The following is a 22,526-nucleotide window of genomic DNA, read 5'->3' on the forward strand; positions in this document are numbered from 1 at the left end:
CTATTGCAGAGCCGCAGCAAGCGACTCGGCGGTGTTGGTCTGCCACTGAATGTAGTCCAGGCCTTCGGGCAGGGTTTCGGTCACCTCGACGACGGGGATGCCCGCAGACTCGGCCGTGGCCCGCACGTCCTGGGTGACCCGGTCCTGCGTCTGCACGTTGTAGACGAGGGCCTGCACCTGCTTGTCGGTGAGCAGCTGTCGTGTCGCGGCGATGGCGGCGGGTGCGGGGTCGTTGCCGTTCTCGATGGCGCTCGTGAAGTCGGGCGGGGTGACGTCCTTCAGGCCCGCGGACTGCAGCAGGTAGTAGGCGATCGGTTCGGTCTGGGCGACGGGTGCGTCCTTGTGCGCTGCCGCGATGCCGTCGGTGATCGCGGAGATCTGCTCGAGCTGACCGTGGAAGGTGGCGGCGTTGGCCTTGTAGGTGTCGGCGTTGTCGGGGTCGAGTTGGCCGAGCTTGTCCGCGATGGACTGTGCGGTGGCGTCGACGGTGTCGACGTCGAACCAGACGTGCTCGTTCACGTCGCCGTGGTCGTGGCCCTCGTGCGAGTCGCCGCCCTCGGAATGTTCGTCCTCGCCTGCGTGCGCGCCGCCCTCGAGGAGGTCGAACGCGTTGACGGTGAGCTGGTCGCTGTTGCCGGTGCCGATGATGTCGTCGACGAAGTGGTCGTACCCGCCGCCGTTGTAGACGATCAGGGAGGCGTCGGTGAGCTTGGCGGCGTCGGTGGGGCTCGCCTCGAACGAGTGCGGGTCGGACGACGGTTCGGTGATGATCGAGGTGACGTCCACCTTGTCGCCGGCGACGGCCTGCGCGACGCTGCCCCACACGTTCGTCGACGCGACGACGGTCAGCGTGCCGTCACCGGTCGTGTCGGAGCCGCACGCGGTGAGGGTGAGGGCCGCGGCGAACGACAGCCCGACGGCCGCCGTGGCGGCACGAAAACCTGAGGAAGCGCGCACAGAAAACTCCTGACCGAAGACGAACGCTAAACGCTATTGGAAACCGTTACCGTTGCACTTTAGCGGATAGGTCCTGGTAGTGCACTTTCGGTGCAGCCCCGACGCGCCCGAACGCGGGCCAGGTACTAACGTCCCCCTATGCCCAGGTCTCGACAGCCTCGTCGCCAAGCCACGCTGGCGTCGCTCGCGGCCGAGCTCAACATTTCGCGCACGACGGTGTCCAACGCGTACAACCGGCCGGATCAACTCTCCGCGGAACTCCGCGACCGGGTGCTGCAGGCGGCCAAGCGCCGCGGCTATCCCGGTCCGGACCCGGTGGCCCGCTCCCTGCGCACCCGCAAGGCCGGTGCCGTGGGACTGCTGCTCACCGAGGCTCTCAGCTACTCCTTCCGCGACCCCGCCGCGATGAGCTTTCTGTCCGGATTGGCCGAGTCGTGCGAGGCGGCCGGGCAGGGTCTGTTGCTGATTCCGGCGGGCCCGGGTCGCGAGGAGGCGGACGCCGCCGCGGTCGTGCAGCAGGCGGGCGTCGACGGGTTCGTCGTGTACTCGGTGGCGGACGACGACCCCTACCTCGCGGCGGTGTGCGAGCGTCACCTGCCGATGGTCGTGTGCGATCAGCCGCGGGAAATCCCGGGGGCGTCGCTCGTCGGGATCGACGACCGCGGCGCGATGCGGGGCCTCGCCGACTATCTGATCGGGCTCGGCCACCGCGACATCGGCGTGCTGAGTATGAGGCTGGGGCGCGACCGCTCGGACGGGGTCGCCGACGCCGAGCGTCTGCGCTCACCGAACTTCCACGTCCAGCGCGAACGCATCGAGGGAGTGCGCGACGCCATGTCCGACGCCGGCCTGGACCCTCGGACGCTGACCGTCGTCGAGCGGTTCGAGCACACCGGGAAGTCGGGGCACGCCGCTGCCGCGCAGGCGCTCGGCGTGAATCCGCGGATCACCGCACTCGTGTGCACCACCGACGTCCTCGCGCTCGGCGCGCTGGACTGGGCGCGCTGGCAGGGCATCGACGTGCCCGGCCGGCTGTCGATCACCGGATTCGACGGAGTCGACGACGCACTGCGTGAGGGCCTGACCACCGTGCGGCAACCGCAGGAGGAGAAGGGTCGCCGGGCAGGTGCCCTGCTCATGTCCCCGTCGCACTCCGGTGTCGCGACCGTCGAGATGCTCGAGACCGAACTGCTGCGGGGTTCGACGGCCGGGCCCGCCAAGCGCTGACCCGGCCATCCCATACGCGCTAGGCCAGGAGCTGAGCGCAGCGCAGCAGTCCCAGGTGGCTGTACGCCTGTGGGTGGTTGCCCAGCGACCGCTCGGCGACGGGGTCGTACTCCTCGCTGAGCAGTCCGGTCGGGCCGGCGGCGTCGACCAGTTGCGCGAACAAGGCCTCGGCCTGTGACCGCTGACCGATCAGCAGGTACGCCTCGACCAGCCACGCAGCGCAGAGGTGGAACCCGCCCTCGGTTCCGGGCAGCCCGTCGTCGTGGTGGTACCGGTACACGGTCGAGCCGCTGCGCAGTTCCGCCTCGGTGGCCGTGACGGTGGCGGCGAACTTCTCGTCCGACGGGTCGATCAGCCCGGACAGTCCGATGTACAGGGTGGCGGCGTCGAGGTCGGTGCCGTCGTAGGCGGCGGTGTACGAGCGGACCTCGTCCTTCCAGCCCTTCTCGCGCACCTCCTCGGCGATCTTGTCGCGCAACGACGTCCAGCCGGGCTCGACGTCGCGGCCGAAGTGCTCGGCCAGCGCCACCGCACGGTCGACGGTGACCCAGCCCATCACCTTGGAGTACACGTGGTGACGCGGGTTGTCGCGGATCTCCCAGATGCCGTGGTCGGGTTCGAACCAGCGGCGTTCGACGGCCTCGACCATGGCGCAGACCAGTTCCCAGTCGCGGTCGTTGAGCGCCACCTCGACGCCCTGCTTCTCGCGGGCGTGGGACAGGTCGTGGATGAGTTCGACGATGGGTCCGAACACGTCGAGTTGCACCTGCTGGTTGGCCGCGTTGCCGATGCGGACCGGCCGCGAGCCCGCGTAGCCGGGCAGCGAGTCGATGACGGCCTCGGGCGGCAGACCGCCACCGTGCAGCGTGTAGAGGGGGTGCAGGCGTTCGGGGCCGGGCAGCGTCTCGAGGACGTCGTGCACCCAGTCGAGGTAGCCCTCGGCCTCGCTGAGGGAGCCGAGGCTGACGAGCGCGGACGCGGTGAGCGCCGCGTCGCGCAGCCAGCAGTAGCGGTAGTCCCAGTTGCGGACGCCGCCGATCTCCTCGGGCAGCGAGGTGGTGGCGGCCGCCATGATCGCTCCGGAGTCGACGTGCACCAGACCGCGGAGGGTGAGGGCGGAGCGCTTCATCAGGTCAGGTTTGAGCGTGGGCAGGGTGAGGCTCTTCGCCCAGTCCGACCAATACGATTCGGCCAGCGCGCGACGCTCCTCCTCGGGAGTCTCCGACGGTCCGAGTTCTTCGGTGCCGCACCGCAATTCCAGGACGACGTCGCCGCCGGACGGGTCGACGACGGCATGCGCGGTCTGCTGGTTGCCGTCGGACGTGACGTTCCACTGCACGCCGGGGGAGCGCAGCACGATCGGCTCGTTGGTGCCGTGCACCCGCAGTCCCTCGGAGACCGGCTCCAGGATGACCTGGCCCTGCCCGAATTCGGGCCGCGGTGCGAACGTCACGACGGCGGCGGCCTGCCCGCTGATCACCCGGGTCAGGTCGGTGCGGCCCTGGCGGACGTCGTGCGGCAGGTAGTCGGTGACGGAGAGGCTGGCCCACCGTGTCTGCACGGTCATGGTGCTGTCGATGTACCGCTGGCTCAGCGGCAGTGCGCTGCGGTGCGGGCCGACGCTGAAGTGGCCGGCCTCCGGACCGCCGAGCAGATGCGCGAACACGGACGCCGAGTCGGGTTCGGGATGACACAGCCAGGTGAGGGTCGCGTCGGGGGTGACGAGGGCGACGGTCCGCGGGCTGGCGAGCATGGTGAGGCGCTCGATCGGCGGGGCGTGTGCCCCGGACAGCCAGGTGCGGCGCTCCTCGAGTAGGAACGCGAGGGCCGCGGCCACGTCTTCGGTGGTCGACACCCGGAATTCGGCGAGGCTGTCGCCGGGGCCCACCTTCACGCCGAGGTCGGGGCCTTGGAGACGCGCGAATGCCTTCTCGTCGGTGACGTCGTCGCCGACGAAGACGGCTGCCGTCGCACCGTCCTGGTGGCGGATCAGGTCGAGTGCGTGGCCCTTGTCGGTGGCGACGACGGCCAGTTCGATGACGGACTTGCCCTCGGTGATTTGCACGCCCACGCGCTGTCCGGCATCGGCGCGCACCGCGGCCAGGGCCAGGGCGCCTTCCTCGGCGTCGGCGTTGCGGACGTGGAGGGCGACGCTCGCCGGTTTCGCCTCCACCGACGTACCGGCGTGCAGCGTGGCGATCCGGGTGAGTTCCTCGGTGATCTCACCGAGAAGTTTCTTGGCGTCGGCGTCGATCGCATGGATGAATCCGATGTCGAATTCCGAGCCGTGGCTGCCGACCAGTTGCACCTCGGCGGGCAGCCGCGACAGCGCGGCGAGGTCCTTGAGTGCGCGGCCCGAGATCACGGCCGCCGTCGTTCCGGCGAGGCTGGCCAGGGCGCGGAGAGCGCGCACCGATTCGGCGTGGGGGAACGCCTTCTCGGGGTCGGAGACGATGGGGGCCATCGTGCCGTCGTAATCGGAAGCGACGAGCAGGCGAGGGGTCCGCGCAACCCTCGAGAGGGCACGACGAAGTTCGATGGGCAGATCATGGGCGCTCACATGTTCAAATCTAGGGGATGTGACGGCTGTGAGCGCGTTGTCGGCCGGGGCTGTGCCCCGATCGCGTCCTACTCGGGTCTGCGGCTTCCGTCACCGAGCAGCAGTTCGACGGTGAGTTCGAGGCGATTCGCGACATCGGTCGCGGACGAGCGGCGGGTGAGCCAGGCCACCAGGTTCGACAGCCACACGTCGGAGATGACGCGGGCGACCGCCAACTGGTCTTCGGTGGGCTCGGTGTCCGTCATCGCGCGGGCGAACAGGCGGTCCATCAGCTTGCCCACCTGATCGACCTCGGCGGCGGCAGACGCGTCGGCGAACATGAAGGCACGCGTCATGGCCTCGGTCAGCAGTGGGTCGCGCTGCATGGCCCGGGTGATCTGGCTGAGGATCAGCTGCATCCGCTCGAGCGGGTTCCGGCCCGGCGGGTTCTTTCCCCGCGAGTCGATCCGCTCGAACTCGCGGGCGAGCGCCGACACCAGCAGGTGCACCTTGGACGGGAAGTAGCGGTACAGCGTCCCCACGGCGACGTCGGCGCGTTCGGCGACGGCCCGCATCTGCACGGCTTCGTATCCGCCCTTGGAGGCCAGGGCCAGGGTCGCGTCGAGGATCCGCTTGCGCCGTTCTTTCTGCGCGTTGGAACTGAGATCGTCCTCGCCCAGCGTCGCCGCAGCGACCGTCGTGGACCGTGATCGAGAGCTGGTCGTCATTACCTGTTTTCCTTCGCGCCTTGACTCATGGCCAGGTGTCATATTAGAACACGTTCTAGACGAATGTGTCATTCAGGAGAGGCGGATACCCGTTGTGACAATCGCCACCACCGAAGAACAGAAGGCTGCAGCGGGTTCGATCCAGGCTTGGGCGCGGTCCACGGACCCGCTGGTCACAGTACGGCAAGGACCAGCAGATTCGTGGCGGACGTCGTGGCCGTCCTTCGCCTCGCTCGGAATTTTCTCGGTCGCCGTGCCCGACGAGGTCGGTGGGTCGGGAGCGGAGATCGTCGATCTCGCCGCGATGCTCGAACAGGCCGCGACCGAACTCGTCCCGGGTCCTGTTCTCTCGACCGCTCTCGCCGCTCTCATCGTCGGCCGAAGCTCCGGCGCCGCCGCGAAACGGTGGTCCGAGGAACTCGCGGACGGCGCGATGCCGTGCGCGGTGGCTCTCGGCAGCAACTCCCCGGTGAACGCGACGCTCGGGGCCGACGGCGGGCTGACGGTCACCGGCGACGCGGGCTTCGCGATCGGCGGTGACGCGGGGGTGTCCGTGCTGCTGCCCGCCGACGCGGGCGACGGCGTCGTGTGGTGTCTGATCGACGGCGAAGCCGACGGCCTGGACATCACGGTCGCCGACACGATCGACAAGAGCCGCCCTCTCGCGCGGGTGCGCTGCGAGGGTGTGGCGGTGGCGGCCGACCGCGTGGTCACCGGCGTGCGGGACGGGCTCGTGCCCGACCTCGCGGCGACTCTCGCCGCCGCGGAGGCATCCGGGATCGCGGCCTGGTGTCTGCGAACGGCGGTGGAGTACGCCAAGATTCGCGAGCAGTTCGGCAAACCGATCGGATCGTTCCAGGCGATCAAGCATCTGTGCGCGGAGATGCTGTGCCGCGTCGAACAAGCCGGTGCGGCGGCGTGGGATGCGGCCGTGGCGGCGGAGGACGCGTGGGACGCGGACGGCGGGGAGCTGCCGATCGCGGCCGCGGTCGCGGCGTCGCTCACGCTCGACGCCGCCGTCGAGACCGCCAAGGACTGCATCCAGGTGCTCGGCGGTATCGGCTTCACCTGGGAACACGACGCGCACTTCTACCTCCGCCGGGCGACGTCGCTGCGGCAGCTGCTCGGCGGCTCCACCCGCTGGCGGGCGCGGGTCACCGAACTGACGCGGACCGGTGCTCGCAGGCACCTGTCGATCGACCTGACCGGGCTCGACGACGAACGGGCGCAGATCCGCGCCGAAATCGCCGAGCTGGTGGCGCGGCCGGAGTCGGAGCGACGCGCGGCCCTCGCGGAATCGGGCTACCTGGCCCCGCACTGGCCCGCACCCTACGGGCGGGGTGCGCGGGCCGCGGAACAGATCCTGATTGAGGAGGAGCTGGCGGCCGCCGGGATCGGCAGGCCCGACCTCGTGATCGGCTGGTGGGCCGTGCCCACGATCCTCGAGCACGGCAGCGCCGAGCAGATCGAGCGCTTCGCCACCCCGACGTTGCGCGGCGAGATCATCTGGTGCCAGCTGTTCAGCGAACCCGGCGCCGGCTCCGACCTGGCGGCGCTGCGGACGTCCGCGGAGAAGGTGGACGGCGGGTGGCGGCTGAACGGTCAGAAGGTCTGGACGTCGAGGGCGCAGGAAGCGGACTGGGCAATCTGCCTGGCCCGCACCGACCGGGACGCGCCCAAACACAAGGGCATCAGCTACTTCCTCGTCGACATGACGAGCCCCGGCATCACCATCTCGCCGCTGCGCGAGATCACCGGCGACGCCCTGTTCAACGAGGTGTATCTCGAGGACGTGTTCGTACCGGACGAGCTGGTGGTCGGGAATCTCGGCGACGGCTGGAAGCTGGCCCGAACCACGTTGGCGAACGAGCGGGTCGCGATGGGCGGAGGCTCCTCGCTCGGTGCGGCGATGGAGGAACTGCTCGCGCTCGCGGGGGACGGCGACCCCGTGACCGAGGACAGGCTCGGGCATCTCATCGGCAATGCGCTCGTCGGCTCGCAGCTCGAACTGCGCACCACCCTCCGGCAGCTGGACGGTCAGGACCCCGGACCGGAATCGAGTGTCCGCAAGCTGGTCGGTGTCCGCCAGCGGCAGGCGGTCGCGGAATTCGCGATGGAACTCGGTGGCGTGGACGGATGGGTGGAGGGTCCGCTGGCGCGGGAGTTCCTCAACACACGCTGCCTGTCGATTGCGGGCGGAACGACGCAGATCCTGCTGACGGTCGCGGCCGAGCGGATTCTCGGGCTGCCGCGGGGCTGAGCCGCGTCGCGATGGTCTTTCGCGAGGTCCGGGATGGTGATACAACTAGAACACGTTCTAAATTGAAAGTGGGATTGTCAGCGTGGACTTCATTCGAGACGAAACCCAGGAGGCCGTGGCCCAGGTCGCGGCCGGACTGCTGGCCCGCGACCTCGACGACGACGCCCTCTGGGCCGCGTTCGCCGACGCCGACCTGCTGACCCTCGCACTGCCGGAACGCCTCGGCGGTGAAGGGCTCTCGGTCACCGACGTCGGTGCGCTGCTGACCGAGGTCGGGCGGAAGGCGGCGCGGGTCCCGGCCCTCGCAACGCTCGGATTCGGTGTGCTGCCCATCGTCGCGCTGGGCGACGACGCCCAACAGGACGCACTGCTCACCGGTCTCGCCGACGGCCGCACGTTCACCGCGGCGCTCGCCGAACCCGGGGCGCAGTTCCCGGCACGGCCCTCGGTGACCGCGGTCGCGGACGGGGACGGCTACTCCGTCACCGGGCGCGTGCTCGCGGTTCCGTTCGCCGAGCGGGCACATCGGATTCTCGTGCCCACGGACACCGGGGTGGTGCTGGTGGATCCGGGCGCGGACGGCGTCACGCTCACGCCGACACCCTCGGCGTCGGGGAGCCCCGAATTCGCGATCACGTTCGACGGCGCGCGGGGTGAACTGCTCGCCGCCGGCGACGACGCGGTGCAGACGCTGTACCGCATCGCCCTGGCGTCGATCGGGGCGGTCGCGGACGGACTGCTGTCGGGCGCAACGGTTCTGGCAGGGGAGCACCTCGCGACGCGCCACCAGTTCGGTAAGCCGCTCGCCACGTTCCAGGCCGTGTCGCAGCAGATCGCCGACGTCTACGTCACGTCCCGCACCCTCCACGTGTCGGCGCTCGCGGCGTCGTGGCGGGTGTCCGAAGGCCTGGACGCCCAGGACGATCTGGACGTGATGGCGTACTGGATCGCCGCCGAAGTGCCTGCCGCCATGCAGGTTCTGCACCACTTGCACGGCGGGATCGGCGTCGACGTCACGTACCCGCTGCACCGTTATTACTCGACCGCCAAAGACCTGGCCCGCCTCGTGGGCGGCGCCTCGTACCGACTCGACCTCGTGGGGGCCCGGTGTTCATCGATCTGACCGACGAGCAGCGTGAGCTGCAAGCGGAACTCCGGCGCTACTTCTCCGGGCTGATTTCGCCTGCCGAGGCCGAGGTGATGCGCACGGAGCGCCACGGCAGCACCTACCGCGAGGTCATCCGCCGGATGGGCAAGGACGGCTGGCTCGGGGTGGGCTGGCCGGTGGAGTTCGGGGGCCGCGGCTTCGGTGAGATCGAGCAGCAGATCTTCGTCAACGAGGCGACCCGCGCCGACGTGCCGCTACCCGCGGTCACGTTGCAGACGGTGGGTCCGACGCTGCAGAAGTACGGGACCGAGGAGCAGAAGCGCAAATTCCTTCCCGCGATCCTGGCCGGCGAGGTGCACTTCGCGATCGGCTACACGGAACCGGAAGCGGGCACCGACCTCGCGGCGCTGCGGACCACGGCCGTGCGCGTGGGTGACGAGTACGTCGTCAACGGGCAGAAGATCTTCACCACCGGCGGTCACGACGCCGACTACCTGTGGCTCGCCGTCCGCACGGGCTCGGCGGATTCGCGTCACCGCGGCATCTCCATCCTGATCATGGACACCAAGGACCCGGGCTACAGCTGGACACCGATCATCACGTGCGACGGTGCACATCACGTGAACGCCACCTACTACTCCGACGTCCGGGTTCCCGCGGACATGCTGGTCGGTGAGGAGAATCAGGGCTGGCGACTGATCACCACCCAGCTCAACCACGAACGCGTCATGCTCGGACCGGCCGGCCGGGTCGGCGGCCTCTACGACCGCATCCGCAACTGGGCCGTCGCGCACGACCTGCTCGACGAGCCGGACGTGCGGCGCGCGCTCGGCGAGATCCACGCGACGTTCCGCCTCAACGAACTACTCAACTGGCAGGTGGCGTCGAGTGAGGCGGACGCCGTCGACATCGCCGACGCGTCCGCGACGAAAGTGTTCGCCACCGAACGTATTCAGCGCATCGGCAGGCTCGTCGAAGAGATCGTCGGGCGCTACGGCGACCCGTCCGAGCCGGAGACCGCCGACCTCATGAGGTGGCTCGACATGCAGGTGAAGCGCAACCTCGTCATCACGTTCGGTGGCGGTGTCAACGAGGTGATGCGTGAGCTGATCGCGACAGCCGGTCTGAAACTTCCCCGAGTCCCGCGATAGGAGCGCCGCGCGAAATGAGTTCCGAACAGATTCTCGCTGCCGCGGACGAGGTCCGGTCGGCGGGCCCGAGCGCCCCTCGCCCCGGGCGTGACCCGATCAATCTGCCGATGATCCGCAACTGGGTGGAGGCGATCGGCGACCGGAATCCGATCTACGTCGACGAGGCGGCGGCGCGGGCAGCGGGACACGACGGCATCGTGGCCCCGCCCGCGATGGCGCAGGTGTGGACGATGCAGGGGCTGAACGCGGTTCGGCAACCCGACGACCCGCTCGGCCGCATGACGACCATCCTCGACGAGGCCGGGTTCACGTCCGTCGTCGCCACCAACTGCGATCAGATCTACCACCGCTACCTGAAGGTCGGTGAGGAGGTCACCATCACCACGACCCTCGAGGATGTCGTGGGTCCGAAGAAGACGGGCCTCGGTGAGGGGTGGTTCTTCACCACCCGCAGCCTGTGGCGGGTCGCCGGCGACGACGGCACCGGCGAGGTTGTCGCCGAGATGCTGTTCCGCATCCTGAAGTTCGCGCCCAAATCCGCTGAACCGGCGTCACAGTCGGCGAACGGTCAGGGGGCGTCTTTCGACGATCTGGACCCCACCAAGCTGATGCGGCCCAGCGCCTCACAGGACACCCAGTTCTTCTGGGACGGGGTGGCCGCGCACGAGTTGCGGATCCAGCAGCGTAAGGACGGATCGCTGCAGCACCCACCGGTGCCCGCGCTGTGGAAGGACAAGACGGAGACGACGGACTACGTCGTTTCGTCGGGTCGCGGCACCGTGTTCAGTTACGTGGTCCACCACGCGCCGAAGGTGCCGGGACGCTCGCTGCCGTTCGTGGTGGCGCTGGTCGAACTGGAGGAAGGCGTCCGCATGCTCGGTGAGCTGCGCGGCGTCGACCCCGCCGAGGTGACGGTCGGGATGCCGGTGGAGGCGATCTACCTCGACTTCCCGGGCGACGACGAGACGGGCGGCACGCCGTGGACCCTGTACGCGTGGCAGCGCGGAGCGAAGGAGCAGTCATGACGTCCACACTCGATGTCGCGGTGGGAACGACGCTTCCGGAATTGACCGTCACCGGCGACCCGACGTTCGTCGTCTCGGCCGCATTGGCGACACGCGACTTCCAGGACGTCCACCACGACCGCGACCTGGCGCAGCAACGCGGGTCGAAGGACATCTTCGTCAACATCCTCACCGACACGGGTCTGGTGCAGCGGTTCGTCACCGACTGGGCGGGGCCGAACGCGGTGATCAAGTCGATCGCGTTGCGCCTCGGCGTTCCGTGGTACGCCTACGACACCCTCACGCTGAGCGGCACGGTGGCGGCGGTGGACGACGGCGTCGTCACGCTGGACGTCGTCGGGAAGAACGGTCTCGGCGACCACATCACGTCGAAGGTGACCCTCGTCCTGGACGGACGCACGAACGGAGCGGGTGCATGAGCGGGCTGTCGGGCAAGGCTGTCATCGCCGGTATCGGCGCAACCGACTTCTCGAAGAACTCGGGCCGCAGCGAATTGCGGCTGGCGGCAGAGGCGGTCACGGCGGCGCTCGACGATGCCGGGCTGACCCCCGCGGACGTCGACGGCCTGACATCCTTCACGATGGACACCAACACCGAAGCGGCCGTGGCCCGTTCGGTCGGAATTCCGGATCTGAAGTTCTTCAGCCGCATCCACTACGGCGGCGGTGCGGCGTGCGCGACCGTGCAGCAGGCGGCGATGGCCGTCGCCACCGGTGTCGCCGACGTGGTGGTGGCGTACCGGGCGTTCAACGAGCGGTCGGGAATGCGGTTCGGGCAGGTGAACTCCGGTCTGGTGCAGCAGGTGAACTCGTCGGGTACCGACAACGCGTTCTCCTACCCGCACGGCCTGTCGACGCCGGCGGCGTTCGTCGCGATGGTCGCCCAGCGGTACATGCACGAATACGGCGCTACGAGCGAGGATTTCGGACGGGTCGCGGTCACCGACCGCATGCACGCCGCCACCAATCCGAACGCCTTCTTCTACGGCAAGCCGATCACCCTCGAGGACCACCAGAACTCCCGATTCATCGCCGAGCCCCTGCACCTGCTCGACTGCTGCCAGGAGTCCGACGGCGGCATCGCGATCGTGGTCACGTCACCGGAGCGGGCGAAGGATCTGAAGCAGAAACCGGCCGTGATCGCCGCGGCGGCTCAGGGGAGCGGCAGCGACCAGTACATCATGACCAGCTACTACCGCCCGGAGCTCGCGGGACTGCCCGAGATGGAGTTGGTCGGCAGGCAGCTGTGGGATCAGGCCGGGCTCGGACCGCAGGACATGGATCTGGCCGTCCTCTACGACCACTTCACCCCATACGTATTGATGCAGCTCGAAGAACTCGGCTTCTGCGGCCGCGGCGAGGCCAAGGACTTCATCGCCGACGGTGCCATCGACCTCGACGGCAGTCTGCCGCTCAACACCCACGGAGGCCAGCTCGGCGAGGCCTACATCCACGGGATGAACGGCATCGCCGAGGGTGTGCGTCAGATCCGCGGCACGTCCGTGAACCAGGTCTCCGATGTGCAGAACGTCCTCGTCACCGCCGGGACCGGTGTGCCTACGTCAGGGTTGGTGCTGACGGCCTGAGTCCGGCCCGAGTCTGTCTGTGCGCAATGTGTTTCGCGACATACCCGGCATCCCTGCCCACCCCGCCGGTGAGCATCGAGGCGAACGCCTGCAGGAACGGCAGCCCCACGAAATACAGTCCGGGATGGTCCGGCGACACTCCGCGGGACTGCTCGGGCCACCCGTCCGATCCGGTGACGGGGATCTGGATCCACGACGTGTCCTTGCGGAACCCGGTGCACCAGATGACGTTGCGGACGTCGAGTGCGGTGCCGTCGTCGAGGACCGGTCTGCCGTCGTGGACACCGGTGACCTTCGCGGGGAAGTGCTCCACACGAGCGGCGGCCAGGTCGGCCCGTTTGACCCGCAGGAGTGGTCCGCCACCCGAACGGACGTGGGTGCGCATCTTCCGGCCGACGGGTGTGCGTTCCGTCAGAAAGTGATTGGCCATGAACCACATGATCGGGATCGCGATGTGGGCGAGGCGCCCCTCGAGGTCGAACGGCACCTCCCCGCGGACGGGCCCGCAGATCGTGGTGCGATGCGAACGGGAGACTTCCAGCGCGATGTCCGCGCCGGAGTGGCTGCACCCGACCACCAGCACCGGCCCGTCCTGCAGTTGGGAGGGATTGCGGTAGTCGCTCGAATGCAGTTGCCGGATCCGGGGGTCGAGACGCTCGGCGAGATCCGGGAGGACCGGGGACTGCCACGTTCCGGAGGCGACGACGACGTTGTCGGCCTCGAATCGGTCCGTCCCGGCCGTGACGACGTAACGGTCGCCGGCACGGGACAGGCCGTCGACGGTGGTGCCGGTCCGGATCGGCAGTGCGAATCGCTGCGCGTACGCCTCGAAGTAGTCGGCGACCTCGTCCTTCCCGGGCCAGGACCAAGCCGGGGCGGGAATTCCCCAGCCTGGCAGGCCGTCGTACCGGGCGGGACTGTAGAGCCGAAGCGAGTCGAATCGCTCCCGCCACACGTCCCCGACGCGGTCGTGGGCGTCGAGGATCACGAATCGCTGCCCGCATCGTGTGAGGTGGTATCCGGTGGCGAGGCCGGCCTGTCCGGCGCCGATCACGATCGTGTCGAAGCGTTCTGTGGACATCGTCTGTCTTCTTCCCTCGGGTGATCGGTGGTCGTGCTCAACGCTATGACCGGGCCGATCTCGGCGCGTCGGGAGAATGGCGCAGATACGTACGACCGTATGGGTACTTTCATGCAGACGGGCCGACGAGGCGATGCTCGTAGGCATAGGCAGTGGCCGCGGACCGCGACGAGATCCCCAGCTTGAGGAAGATGTTGCTCAGGTGCCGCGCGACCGTCTTCTCGCTGAGGAACAGTTCCGTCGCCACCGCCCGGTTGCTCTTGCCTGCCGCCACGAGGCGGAGCACGCACACTTCACGCGGAGTCAGGGGAGTGCTGACCGTCGGGTCGGGGCGGAACTCCGCCCGCAGTCGCTCGAGGTCCGGGACCGCACCCAGTTGCCGGTAGGTGGCGGACGCGAGGTCGTGCTCCATCTGCGCGGTGTCGTCGTCACCCAGGTCGCGGCACACCAGCGCGACCGACTCCCGGACCCGCGCACACTCGTAGGGCGCGCCGATGTCCTGCCAGCGCCGCCACGCGTCGCGCAGAACGGTCAGCGCGTCGCTACCCCGTCCTTCGGCGTGCAGCACCGACCCCGACGCCTGAGCGGACAGAGCACACAGGTAGGGGATCGCGAATCGTGTTGCGATCGAGTCGAGTTCGTCGGCTGCGGTGCGAGCCGCCGGGACGTCGCCGGCGGCGAGCAGGATGTCCACGCAGGCGGGCAGCAGCCGGGCGCGTTCCACCGCGCCGGTGGACTCGTCCACCGCGCAGCGGATCGAGGCGACCGCGCTGCCGACCCGCCCCTGCGCCATCCGCAGCAGCGCGAGTCCGGGCTGCGGCCGCCTGCCCCAGCGGTTCGCCTCCAGAAACAACTTCTCGGCCTGGGCGACCTCGCCGCGCAGGCGGTGGAGGTCGGCCATCACGTAGGCGGCGGACCCGGCCGCGGCATGCGAGGCGAGCCGCTCGTGCGCCCGCCGCGCCGAATCCATCGCCGTGGGCCACTCGCCCTGCAGTTGCAGGATCTCGGCGCGGTGGACGAGGCACTGACCGCGGTAGGGGACGAGGTCGGGTTGCGAAGAGCACCACTCCTCCAGCGCCACAGTCCATTCCCGGGACCGGCGGAGATCGCACATGTTCTGGCACTGCTCGATCACGGCGCAGTACACGATCCCCGCCACCACCGGGGACACCTCGTCGGACGTCACCCCGACCATCGCCTCGTCGAACGCCGACACCGCGTCGGCAACGTCCCCCAGCAGGACGAGCGAATGGCCGGTGCCCAGCACCCCGAGCGTCGTCAGATCCGGGTCGGCGAACCGGGTGCCCGCCTCCGTGATCGCACGGAAGATGTCGTGGGCGGCCTTGCCGTCACCGGCGTCGATCCGTTGCAGTCCCTGCGGCACCAGCAGGTAGCCCCGCTCGGCGCAATCGACGCCCGCGGTGTCCAGCAGTCGCTGGGCCTTGCTCAGCCAGCCGCCACCGCGCGCCTGCTCGCCCCGCATGATCAGGACGAGCGAGAGCCAGAACGCGCACCGCGCGGAGCGCACCGGCCGACCCGCGCGGGCCCACTCGTGCACCGCCCGTTCCCACCATTCGGTGCTGGCGTCGTCGTCACCGAGAAGGTAGGCGGCGGTGGCGACCAGTTCGAGGTCGTCACCGGACAGCGGGTCCTGCCGGTCGGCGCCCGACAGTCGGGCGTAGGTGTCGCGCCAGTCTCGTCGTTCGAAGGCCGCACGGCCCGTCCGGAGTTCCGACGCCGCGTCGGACATCACTGTCTCCTGCCGAAGATCTGCGCGCTGACCTGCTCGGATTTCAGACTACCGCCGCACCGGGCCCGCCGGGAACGGTGAATATTCCCTGCAACCTGTCGGTGCCTCGAGTCACACTGGGTCCACACGCCAACGGATGGGAACTTCTGATGGTCGATGCGATATCGGCAGAGGGTCTGGTCAAGAAGTACGGCAAGGTCACCGCACTGGACGGGGTCGACCTCGCGGTCCCGTCGGGAACGGTGATGGCGCTGCTCGGCCCGAACGGCGCCGGCAAGACGACCGCGGTCCGGGTCTTCACCACCCTTCTCGTCCCGGATGCAGGCCGGGCGGAGGTGGCCGGTCTCGACGTCGTCCGCGACGCGCGGGTGCTCCGGTCCCGGATCGGGGCGTCGGGTCAGTACGCCGCCGTCGACGAGTACCTCACCGGGTTCGAGAACCTCGAGATGGTCGGGCGGCTCTACCACCTCGGGGGCAAACGCAGTAAGGCGCGCGCCCGCGAACTGCTCGAACAGTTCGACCTGGTCGAGGCAGGAGATCGCCCCGTCAAGGGCTACTCGGGTGGCATGCGTCGTCGGCTCGACCTCGCGGGAGCGCTCGTCGCCGAGCCGGAAGTGTTGTTCCTGGACGAACCGACCACCGGGCTCGACCCCCGCGCCCGGCTGGCGCTGTGGGACGTCATCGACAATCTGGTAGCCAGGGGCACCACGCTTCTCCTGACCACCCAGTACATGGAAGAAGCCGAGCGCCTCGCCGACCAGATCGCCGTCATCGACCACGGTTCGGTCATCGCCCGCGGAACCGCCGACGAATTGAAGGACCGCGTGGGCGGTGAGCGCATCGAGTTGAGCGTCCGGGAGGGCATCGAACTCTCCGTCGTGCGCGACGAACTGGCCCCGCTCGCCGCAGGCGACATTCTGGTCGAAGAAAACGTCCGCCGGGTGACGGTGCCGGTGACCGGCGGTGCGGACGCCCTCGTCGAGGCGCTGGGCCGCCTTTCCACTCGAGGAGTGAAGGTGTTCGACGTAGGCCTGCGCAGACCGACCCTGGACGACGTCTTCCTCACCCTGACCGGACACGAAGCCGAAGAGGAGCACGTCTCATGAGCGCCCCACAGACGGCGTCCGTACACACCGCGCTCGCGGACGGGCTCACGATCGCCAAGCGCAACATGATCAAGATCAAGCGCGTCCCCGACCTCATCGTGTTCACCACGTTGTCGCCGATCATGTTCGTGCTGCTGTTCGCGTACGTGTTCGGTAGTGCCATTCAGGTTCCCGGGATGTCCTACCGGGAGTTCCTGATCGCCGGGATCTTCACGCAAACAGTCATCTTCGGGGCCACGTGGACGGGTCTCGGGATGGTCGAGGATCTGCAGAAGGGGATCATCGACCGGTTCCGGTCGCTGCCGATGGCCCCGTCCGCCGTCCTCCTCGGCCGCACCTCCACCGACGTCCTGATCAACATCGTCAGCCTCATCGTGATGTCACTGACGGGTCTGATCATCGGGTGGCGCATCCACTCGAGTCTCGGCGAAGCGCTGCTCGGCTACCTGCTCCTGCTGTTGTTCGCCTACGCGCTGTCGTGGGTGATGGCGGTGGTCGGCCTGTGGATCCGGACACCGGAGGTGTTCAACAACGCCAGCTTCATCGTCATCTTTCCGCTCTCGTTCATCGCGAACACGTTCGTCGAGACCACCAACCTGCCCGGTCCGCTGAAGGTGATCGCGGAATGGAATCCGGTGTCCGCGGTGACGCAGGCCGTGCGGGAACTGTTCGGAAACACCAACCCGGACATGACCGTTCCCGACGCGTGGCCGTTGCAGCACCCGATCATCGCCTCACTGGCATGGTCGGCGGTGCTGCTGGTGATCTTCGTGCCGTTCGCGATCCGGCGCTACAAGAAGGCCGTCAGCCGCTGAGGGCGACGGTCACCGCCCCGCGGCAGGGATCACCCCCAACTGCTGGAGCATGGCGAGGACGTCCTTGTCCGACCACTTCTCCGCAATCCGCCCGTTTTCGATGCGGTGGATGACGGTGGCGGTCATTTCCATGCGGTTCCCCGTCGCGGGAATTCCGGGCAGATCACCCGTCTGCGTTCCGGCGCACAGCAGCCGGGTGACGACCTTGTCGCCCTCGGCCACCTGATCCTCGATCAGGTGCGTCCCCGGAGTGGCCTCCCAGAACAACCGGAACACCTGTTTCAGTCCCTCGCGCCCCGGTGCTTCGAGGCCGGGAAACGGCGGCGGTGAATGGTCGAGGTAATTCTCGTCGACGAGTTCGTCCAGTGCGTCGATGTTGCCTGCGTCGATCTCGGTGTAGAAACGCCGGATCAATTCCTTGTTCGTTTCCAGTGACATGACTCCATTGTCTGCCGATCACGTCGCGGCGTATACCCACCTCCGCCGGGCCAACGGGACGCTCGTTGCGTCAGATCGAACGAGCGTCCCGTTCGTCCAGAGGGCTAGGGGAGTTCGCGCGGTGAATCGACGTCGCGTCCCGACCCCAGGTCGGAGCAGTCGACCGTCTCGGCGCCGTGTGCCCCGAGGTACGTGCGTGCACCGGAGTCGCCGGTGAGGCTGCGCCGCAACGGGAGCCAGTGGTCCCGGCCGATCAGCACGGGGTGGCCCGGACGGCCGGCGTAGTGAGCCTGACGCAGCGACGCTCGGGCGTCGCCGGGCGGCACCGACGCCACCCGCCGGATTGCGTCGGCGCCGAGGTCGGGGAGGTCGACGAGGGTGATGACGACGGCATCGACGTCGTCGAACGTTGCCGCGACCTCCAGCCCCCGGCGCAGGGACGCGGACAGCCCCGACTGCCAGTCCTCCGCGATCCCGACGGTGACGGGGACACCGCCCGGCAGTAGGTCCTCGGCCTCCTCGGCGCGGGCACCGAGCACCACGACGGTGGGCTCACATCCCGCCTCCGACAGCACTCGCACTCCGCGCGCGAGCCACGGTTCTCCGTCCGCGCCGACGACGAGAGCCTTGGGCATGCCCATGCGCGAACCGGCCCCGGCGGCGAGCAGCACGCCCCCGATCGTCATCGTGGTCTCACCGGTCCGCGCTGCATGCGTTCAACATACTTTTCCTCGGCGAAGTTCGCGTCGACGCGCTGGTAGATGTAGTCCTCGGCGGTGATGCCGGGGTACTTGCCCGCCGGCCCGGCGATGACGACGTCGCGGTCGATCCATGCTTCGCTCCCACGTCGCGAACTGCACCGTAGACTGGCCGGTGGCCTCGACACGCCAACAGTCGGAACGGACGGACACATGGTGGATCCGAACAGAGTCGGCGAACCTTCCCGGCAGGAGTTCGCGCAGCAGTGGGGCGGCTCCGGCAGCGTCGTCGACCTCGACGGTCCCGTCCACTGGGTCGAATACGGTGCCGACACCGGATCTCCTCCCGTGGTGATGGTTCACGGACTCGGCGGCTCGCATCTCAACTGGGTCCGGATCGCACCGGTCCTCGCGGAGCGCACCCGGGTGCTGACCGTGGATCTCCCCGGCTTCGGGCTCAGTCCGTCCGGGCGCCGCCGGACGGGGGTGGGCGCCAATGCGAAGGTGCTGCATCGCTTCCTCCGTGACGTCGTCGGCGGTCCCGTGATCCTGATGGGCAACTCGATGGGCGGCATGATCTCGCTGTTCGAGACGGCGGCGCACCCCGAGATGGTCTCGGCGCTGGTTCTCGTCGATCCCGCACTGCCTGTTGCGCAACGGATCCCGGACCCACGGATCGCCGCGCAGTTCGCGATGTACTTCACGCCGTTCGTGGGGGAGCGGTTCCTGCAGTACTCGAGCAGGAAGTTGACGGACCGGCAGTTGGTCCAGCGGATGATCGACCTGTGCTTCGCCGAGCCGAGCCGGGCATCGGAAGATTCCCTCGACGCCGCAGCGGCTCTCGCGGGATACCGGCGCGGGCTGCCGTCCGAGGATGCGGCGTTCCTTCAGGCCAGCCGGTCCCTCATGCGGGTCCTGGCTCGCCCGCGCCGATACCTCGACACCATGCGGTCGATCGCACAACCCGTTCTCCTGCTCCACGGCGACCGCGACCGACTGGTCCCGGTCGCGGCCGCCCGCAAGGTGGCAACGGCAAACCCGCGGTGGGACAGCGTGATTCTCGGCAACGTGGGGCACACCCCGCAGCTCGAGGTTCCCGACACGATGCTCGACCACGTGCTCACGTGGGTTGACCGTCACGGACTGATCGACGCCTAGGTTTCGGCCGATCCGCGGGACCCGGCGATCGACTGTGCGAGCGCGCGGAACAGGTGGGTGAGTTCGGGTCTCGTCGCCGTTCCGCTCCGGACGACCCCGCACACCGGGATGCGCAGTCGGTCGTGCGCCTCGCGCAGGAAGCTCAGCCCGCGGCGGGGAGTCGCATCGGCGGTGTCCGCGTACAGCACCGTCCACGACCGCGGCGTCGTCAGTACGTCGAGGGTCGCGGTGTGGTCGCTGGGGATCGACGGTCCGAGCATGACCCGCTGCCCGACCTGCCGGAACGCGTCCTCGACCACGGTGTGGATCAGGATCTGACTGCTGCGTGGCGGTAGCAGCAGGGGGTACGGTGCCAGTTCGCTCAGGTCGACGGTCGAGACCCCCGCCAGCGGGTGTTTGCTCGACGTGACGATCACCAGGTCTTCGAGCCCGAATTCCACGGTTTCGAGCCCCGGCCGGTCGACGCCGCCGCGGATGAGCGCGAGATCGGCGTCCCCCGACGCGACGGCGGTCATCCGGTCGGTGAAGTCCTTGATGACGAATTCGATATCGAGCTGTGGGAAGTCTTCGCGGACAGCCGATATCGCCTCGAGGCTCTGTGTCGCGAAGCTCATGCTCGCGCTGATGCGGAGCCGGTTGCGGGGATCGAGTCCCACCGACAGCGCGCGGGCCTCGAGGCCCATCATCTCGGCCGCGATGGGCATCAGCCGTTCGCCTGCCGCGGTCAGCCGCGTGGCGCGAGTCGACCGCTCCAGGAGGGTGGTGCCCAACTCGTGTTCGAGCTTCGCGATCTGGTGGCTGATCGCGGACTGGGAGATGAAGCAGCGTTGCGCCGCGCGCGAGAAACTGCCCTCCTCGCCGACCGCGAGGAAGTAGCGAAGCTGTCGGAACTCCATGACCTGAGGTTACGTCCTTCCGTGAAGACTTATGAGCAATCGAGATAACACAATTTCGATTTCCCCAGCTTACTGGCGATTAACAATGGTCGATCCCTAATGTGGAGCTCATACGCGGCGCTAAGTAGACGCCAGAAGCAGTAGGAGGTTTTCGGTGGATCGCACACAGGTCGTCATCGTGGGATCGGGGTTCGGCGCCCTCGCGGCGGCGAAGAAGCTCGGCAAGGCAGGCACGCCTTTCGTGCTGATTTCCGAGACCACCGAGCATCTGTTCCAGCCCCTTCTGTACCAGGTGGCCACCGGTGTCATCTCGCCCGGCGAGATCGCCCCGTCCATCCGCGCGATCCTCGCGAAGTACCCCAGCGGTGACGTCCGGCTCGGCCGCGTCGTCGACGTCGACCCGGACAAGAAGCAGGTCGTCTACGAGGCCGGCGGGGTGAGCCACACGATCGGTTACGACAGCCTGATCGCCGCGACCGGCGCCCGGCAGGCCTACTTCGGCCACGACGAGTTCGCCGAGGTCACGTACGCGCTCAAGACCGTCGCCGACGCCGACCGGCTGCGCCGCCAGATCGTCCGCTGCTTCGAGGAGGCGCACACCACCTCGGACCCGGAGCGTCGCCGCGACCTGCTGCACTTCATCGTGATCGGTGCCGGTCCGACCGGTGTCGAACTGGCAGGTCAGATCAAGGAACTGGCGGGCCGCTACTTCGAGAAGTCGCTCCGCGACATCACGTCCGAAGACGTCACCGTCACCCTCGTCGAGGGTGCGGGGGAGACGCTGCCCGTGTTCGGCGGCAAGCTCAGCAAGTACACCCAGGATTCGCTCGAACGGGCCGGAGTCGAGGTGGTGCTGGGCACGATGGTGACCGACATCGACGAACACGGTGCCACCCTGTCGTCGCCGAGCACCGGCTTCGAGAAGCGCCTCACGGCGGACACGATCATCTGGTCGGCGGGCATCCAGGCCAACGACTTCGCAGCGGTGCTCGCGGACCGGACCGGCTGCGAGACCGGCCGCGGCGGCCGTCTGCTGGTCGACGAGGACCTCACGGTGGGTCGCTACGACGACATCTACGCGATCGGCGACATGGCGTCGCTGAACAATCTGCCCGCGCAGTCGCCGTTCGCGATGCAGGGTGGACGGCACGTCGCGGCCATCATCACCGGGAAACGCGCCCTCGGAACGCCGTTCACGTACCGCGACAAGGGCAGCATGGCGATCATCAACCGGTTCCGTGCGATCACCCGCGTCGGCAAGGTCGAGCTGACCGGTGTGCTCGCCTGGTTCCTGTGGCTCGCCGTGCACCTCGTCTACCTGGTCGGATTCCGCAACCGGTACGTCGCGGTGATGTCGTGGTGCGGTTCGTTCCTCGGACACCGCCGCCCGCACTTCCACTACGCCCAGGAAATCGAACCTGCCGAGCTGCGCGACCAGCGAGAGGATGCCGCAGCCTAACCTGGGTCCATGACCGTCACCAGCGCTGGAGTGCTCCTGTATCGCACCGACGATGCGGGGGTGCTCCAGTTGTGGATCGTGCACATGGGTGGCCCGTTCTGGGCGCGTAAGGACGAGGCCGCGTGGTCGATCCCCAAGGGTGAGTACGTCGAGGGCGAGGACCCCTACAAGGCCGCGCTGCGTGAGTTCGAGGAAGAGATCGGCGCGCCGCCGCCGGCCGTCGAGTACGAGCTGCTCGGCGAATTCCGGCAGCCCTCACGCAAGCTGATCACCGTCTACGCGGCCGAGGTGAGCGAGGACGTCACGTTCGTGAAGAGCAACACGTTCGAACTGGAGTGGCCGCCGCGGTCGGGGAAGCGTCAACAGTTCCCCGAGGTCGACGACGCCCGCTGGTTCCCGGCGAGCGTCGCCGAGACGAAGCTGGTCAAGGGGCAGCGTCCGCTAGTAAGAGCATTGCGGCTTCGCCGCCCGTGAGTACTTATGAACCGCGGGGGGGCTGTTGCGGAATTGAGTGAGGGCGGTCCGGGTGCGGGTGTCTCGTGCCG

The 22,526-nt window shown here is 68.5% G+C and carries 20 protein-coding genes; 12 read left to right on the forward strand and 8 right to left on the reverse strand.

From position 1 onward, the window contains the following. Complete coding sequence (locus QM693_RS31865; RefSeq protein ID WP_283354327.1) at positions 1-957, reverse strand: metal ABC transporter solute-binding protein, Zn/Mn family; 957 nt, start codon at positions 955-957, stop codon at positions 1-3. Between the two features lie 138 nt (positions 958-1,095). Here QM693_RS31865 and QM693_RS31870 point away from each other — a divergent pair, with 138 nt between their 5' ends. Then, positions 1,096-2,184 carry a LacI family DNA-binding transcriptional regulator gene (locus tag QM693_RS31870; RefSeq protein ID WP_061043583.1) on the forward strand — a complete coding sequence of 363 codons (1,089 nt, stop codon included), beginning with the start codon at positions 1,096-1,098 and terminating at the stop codon, positions 2,182-2,184. 19 nt (positions 2,185-2,203) lie between these two features. Here the strand turns inward: QM693_RS31870 and otsB are convergent, their stop codons facing one another. Further along, positions 2,204-4,744, reverse strand: coding sequence for a trehalose-phosphatase (gene otsB / locus QM693_RS31875; RefSeq protein WP_283354328.1), 2,541 nt, complete (start codon positions 4,742-4,744; stop codon positions 2,204-2,206). Positions 4,745-4,812: 68 nt separating this feature from the next. Continuing rightward, on the reverse strand, positions 4,813-5,451 hold the full coding sequence (gene kstR, locus QM693_RS31880; protein WP_005566090.1) for a cholesterol catabolism transcriptional regulator KstR: 639 nt from the start codon (positions 5,449-5,451) through the stop codon (positions 4,813-4,815). A 94-nt stretch (positions 5,452-5,545) separates the two neighbouring features. Between kstR and QM693_RS31885 the strand changes: the two genes are divergently transcribed. The 6 genes from QM693_RS31885 (at position 5,546) to QM693_RS31910 (ending at position 12,580) form a co-directional block, all read left to right on the forward strand. Then, positions 5,546-7,711: an acyl-CoA dehydrogenase family protein gene (locus tag QM693_RS31885; protein ID WP_283354329.1), complete on the forward strand. Its 2,166-nt coding sequence runs from the start codon at positions 5,546-5,548 to the stop codon at positions 7,709-7,711. 82 nt (positions 7,712-7,793) lie between these two features. Next, complete coding sequence (locus QM693_RS31890) at positions 7,794-8,834, forward strand: acyl-CoA dehydrogenase family protein (RefSeq protein WP_283354330.1); 1,041 nt, start codon at positions 7,794-7,796, stop codon at positions 8,832-8,834. Beyond that, positions 8,819-9,970, forward strand: a complete 1,152-nt coding sequence (locus QM693_RS31895; RefSeq protein WP_280779066.1) for an acyl-CoA dehydrogenase family protein — start codon at positions 8,819-8,821, stop codon at positions 9,968-9,970. Before QM693_RS31890 ends, QM693_RS31895 begins: the two co-directional genes overlap by 16 nt. A 14-nt stretch (positions 9,971-9,984) precedes the next feature. Beyond that, positions 9,985-10,995, forward strand: a complete 1,011-nt coding sequence (locus tag QM693_RS31900) for a bifunctional MaoC family dehydratase N-terminal/OB-fold nucleic acid binding domain-containing protein (protein ID WP_283354331.1) — start codon at positions 9,985-9,987, stop codon at positions 10,993-10,995. Next, positions 10,992-11,414: a MaoC family dehydratase gene (locus QM693_RS31905; RefSeq protein ID WP_005566081.1), complete on the forward strand. Its 423-nt coding sequence runs from the start codon at positions 10,992-10,994 to the stop codon at positions 11,412-11,414. The genes QM693_RS31900 and QM693_RS31905 overlap by 4 nt, the downstream gene beginning before the upstream one ends. Beyond that, positions 11,411-12,580, forward strand: coding sequence for a lipid-transfer protein (locus QM693_RS31910; RefSeq protein ID WP_283354332.1), 1,170 nt, complete (start codon positions 11,411-11,413; stop codon positions 12,578-12,580). The genes QM693_RS31905 and QM693_RS31910 overlap by 4 nt, the downstream gene beginning before the upstream one ends. Here QM693_RS31910 and QM693_RS31915 read toward each other — a convergent pair. Beyond that, positions 12,552-13,661, reverse strand: coding sequence for a flavin-containing monooxygenase (locus QM693_RS31915; protein WP_283354333.1), 1,110 nt, complete (start codon positions 13,659-13,661; stop codon positions 12,552-12,554). The two genes, QM693_RS31910 and QM693_RS31915, sit on opposite strands and share 29 nt — an antisense overlap. Before the next feature lie 109 nt (positions 13,662-13,770). Further along, positions 13,771-15,411, reverse strand: coding sequence for a helix-turn-helix transcriptional regulator (locus tag QM693_RS31920; RefSeq protein WP_283354334.1), 1,641 nt, complete (start codon positions 15,409-15,411; stop codon positions 13,771-13,773). A 149-nt stretch (positions 15,412-15,560) separates the two neighbouring features. On the opposite strand from QM693_RS31920, the gene QM693_RS31925 reads away from it, so the two are divergent. Together QM693_RS31925 and QM693_RS31930 are read left to right on the forward strand one after the other, a co-directional pair. Further along, positions 15,561-16,517 carry an ATP-binding cassette domain-containing protein gene (locus QM693_RS31925; protein WP_283354335.1) on the forward strand — a complete coding sequence of 319 codons (957 nt, stop codon included), beginning with the start codon at positions 15,561-15,563 and terminating at the stop codon, positions 16,515-16,517. Then, on the forward strand, positions 16,514-17,332 hold the full coding sequence (locus QM693_RS31930; RefSeq protein ID WP_105420896.1) for an ABC transporter permease: 819 nt from the start codon (positions 16,514-16,516) through the stop codon (positions 17,330-17,332). Before QM693_RS31925 ends, QM693_RS31930 begins: the two co-directional genes overlap by 4 nt. A 9-nt stretch (positions 17,333-17,341) precedes the next feature. Here QM693_RS31930 and QM693_RS31935 read toward each other — a convergent pair whose 3' ends face one another. Both QM693_RS31935 and QM693_RS31940 read right to left on the reverse strand, forming a co-directional pair. Continuing rightward, positions 17,342-17,770 (reverse strand): ester cyclase, encoded by a 429-nt coding sequence (locus QM693_RS31935; protein ID WP_280779060.1) that lies wholly within the window; start codon positions 17,768-17,770, stop codon positions 17,342-17,344. A gap of 104 nt (positions 17,771-17,874) precedes the next feature. Further along, positions 17,875-18,456, reverse strand: coding sequence for a nucleotidyltransferase family protein (locus QM693_RS31940; RefSeq protein ID WP_283334917.1), 582 nt, complete (start codon positions 18,454-18,456; stop codon positions 17,875-17,877). A gap of 225 nt (positions 18,457-18,681) precedes the next feature. Between QM693_RS31940 and QM693_RS31945 the strand changes: the two genes are divergently transcribed. After that, positions 18,682-19,626 (forward strand): alpha/beta fold hydrolase, encoded by a 945-nt coding sequence (locus QM693_RS31945; protein ID WP_280779057.1) that lies wholly within the window; start codon positions 18,682-18,684, stop codon positions 19,624-19,626. Here QM693_RS31945 and QM693_RS31950 read toward each other — a convergent pair. Beyond that, positions 19,623-20,522: a LysR family transcriptional regulator gene (locus QM693_RS31950; RefSeq protein ID WP_009477562.1), complete on the reverse strand. Its 900-nt coding sequence runs from the start codon at positions 20,520-20,522 to the stop codon at positions 19,623-19,625. The genes QM693_RS31945 and QM693_RS31950 overlap by 4 nt on opposite strands. Positions 20,523-20,676: 154 nt before the next feature. On the opposite strand from QM693_RS31950, the gene QM693_RS31955 reads away from it, so the two are divergent. Both QM693_RS31955 and QM693_RS31960 read left to right on the forward strand, forming a co-directional pair. After that, a complete protein-coding gene (locus QM693_RS31955) occupies positions 20,677-21,981 on the forward strand; it encodes an NAD(P)/FAD-dependent oxidoreductase (RefSeq protein WP_283354336.1) in 1,305 nt (434 codons plus the stop codon). A gap of 9 nt (positions 21,982-21,990) precedes the next feature. Then, positions 21,991-22,455: an NUDIX hydrolase gene (locus QM693_RS31960; RefSeq protein WP_283334914.1), complete on the forward strand. Its 465-nt coding sequence runs from the start codon at positions 21,991-21,993 to the stop codon at positions 22,453-22,455. Positions 22,456-22,526: the final 71 nt, after the last annotated feature.

The organism is Rhodococcus sp. IEGM 1305 (assembly GCF_030058635.1).
Taxonomy (GTDB): Bacteria; Actinomycetota; Actinomycetes; order Mycobacteriales; family Mycobacteriaceae; genus Rhodococcus_F; species Rhodococcus_F opacus_D.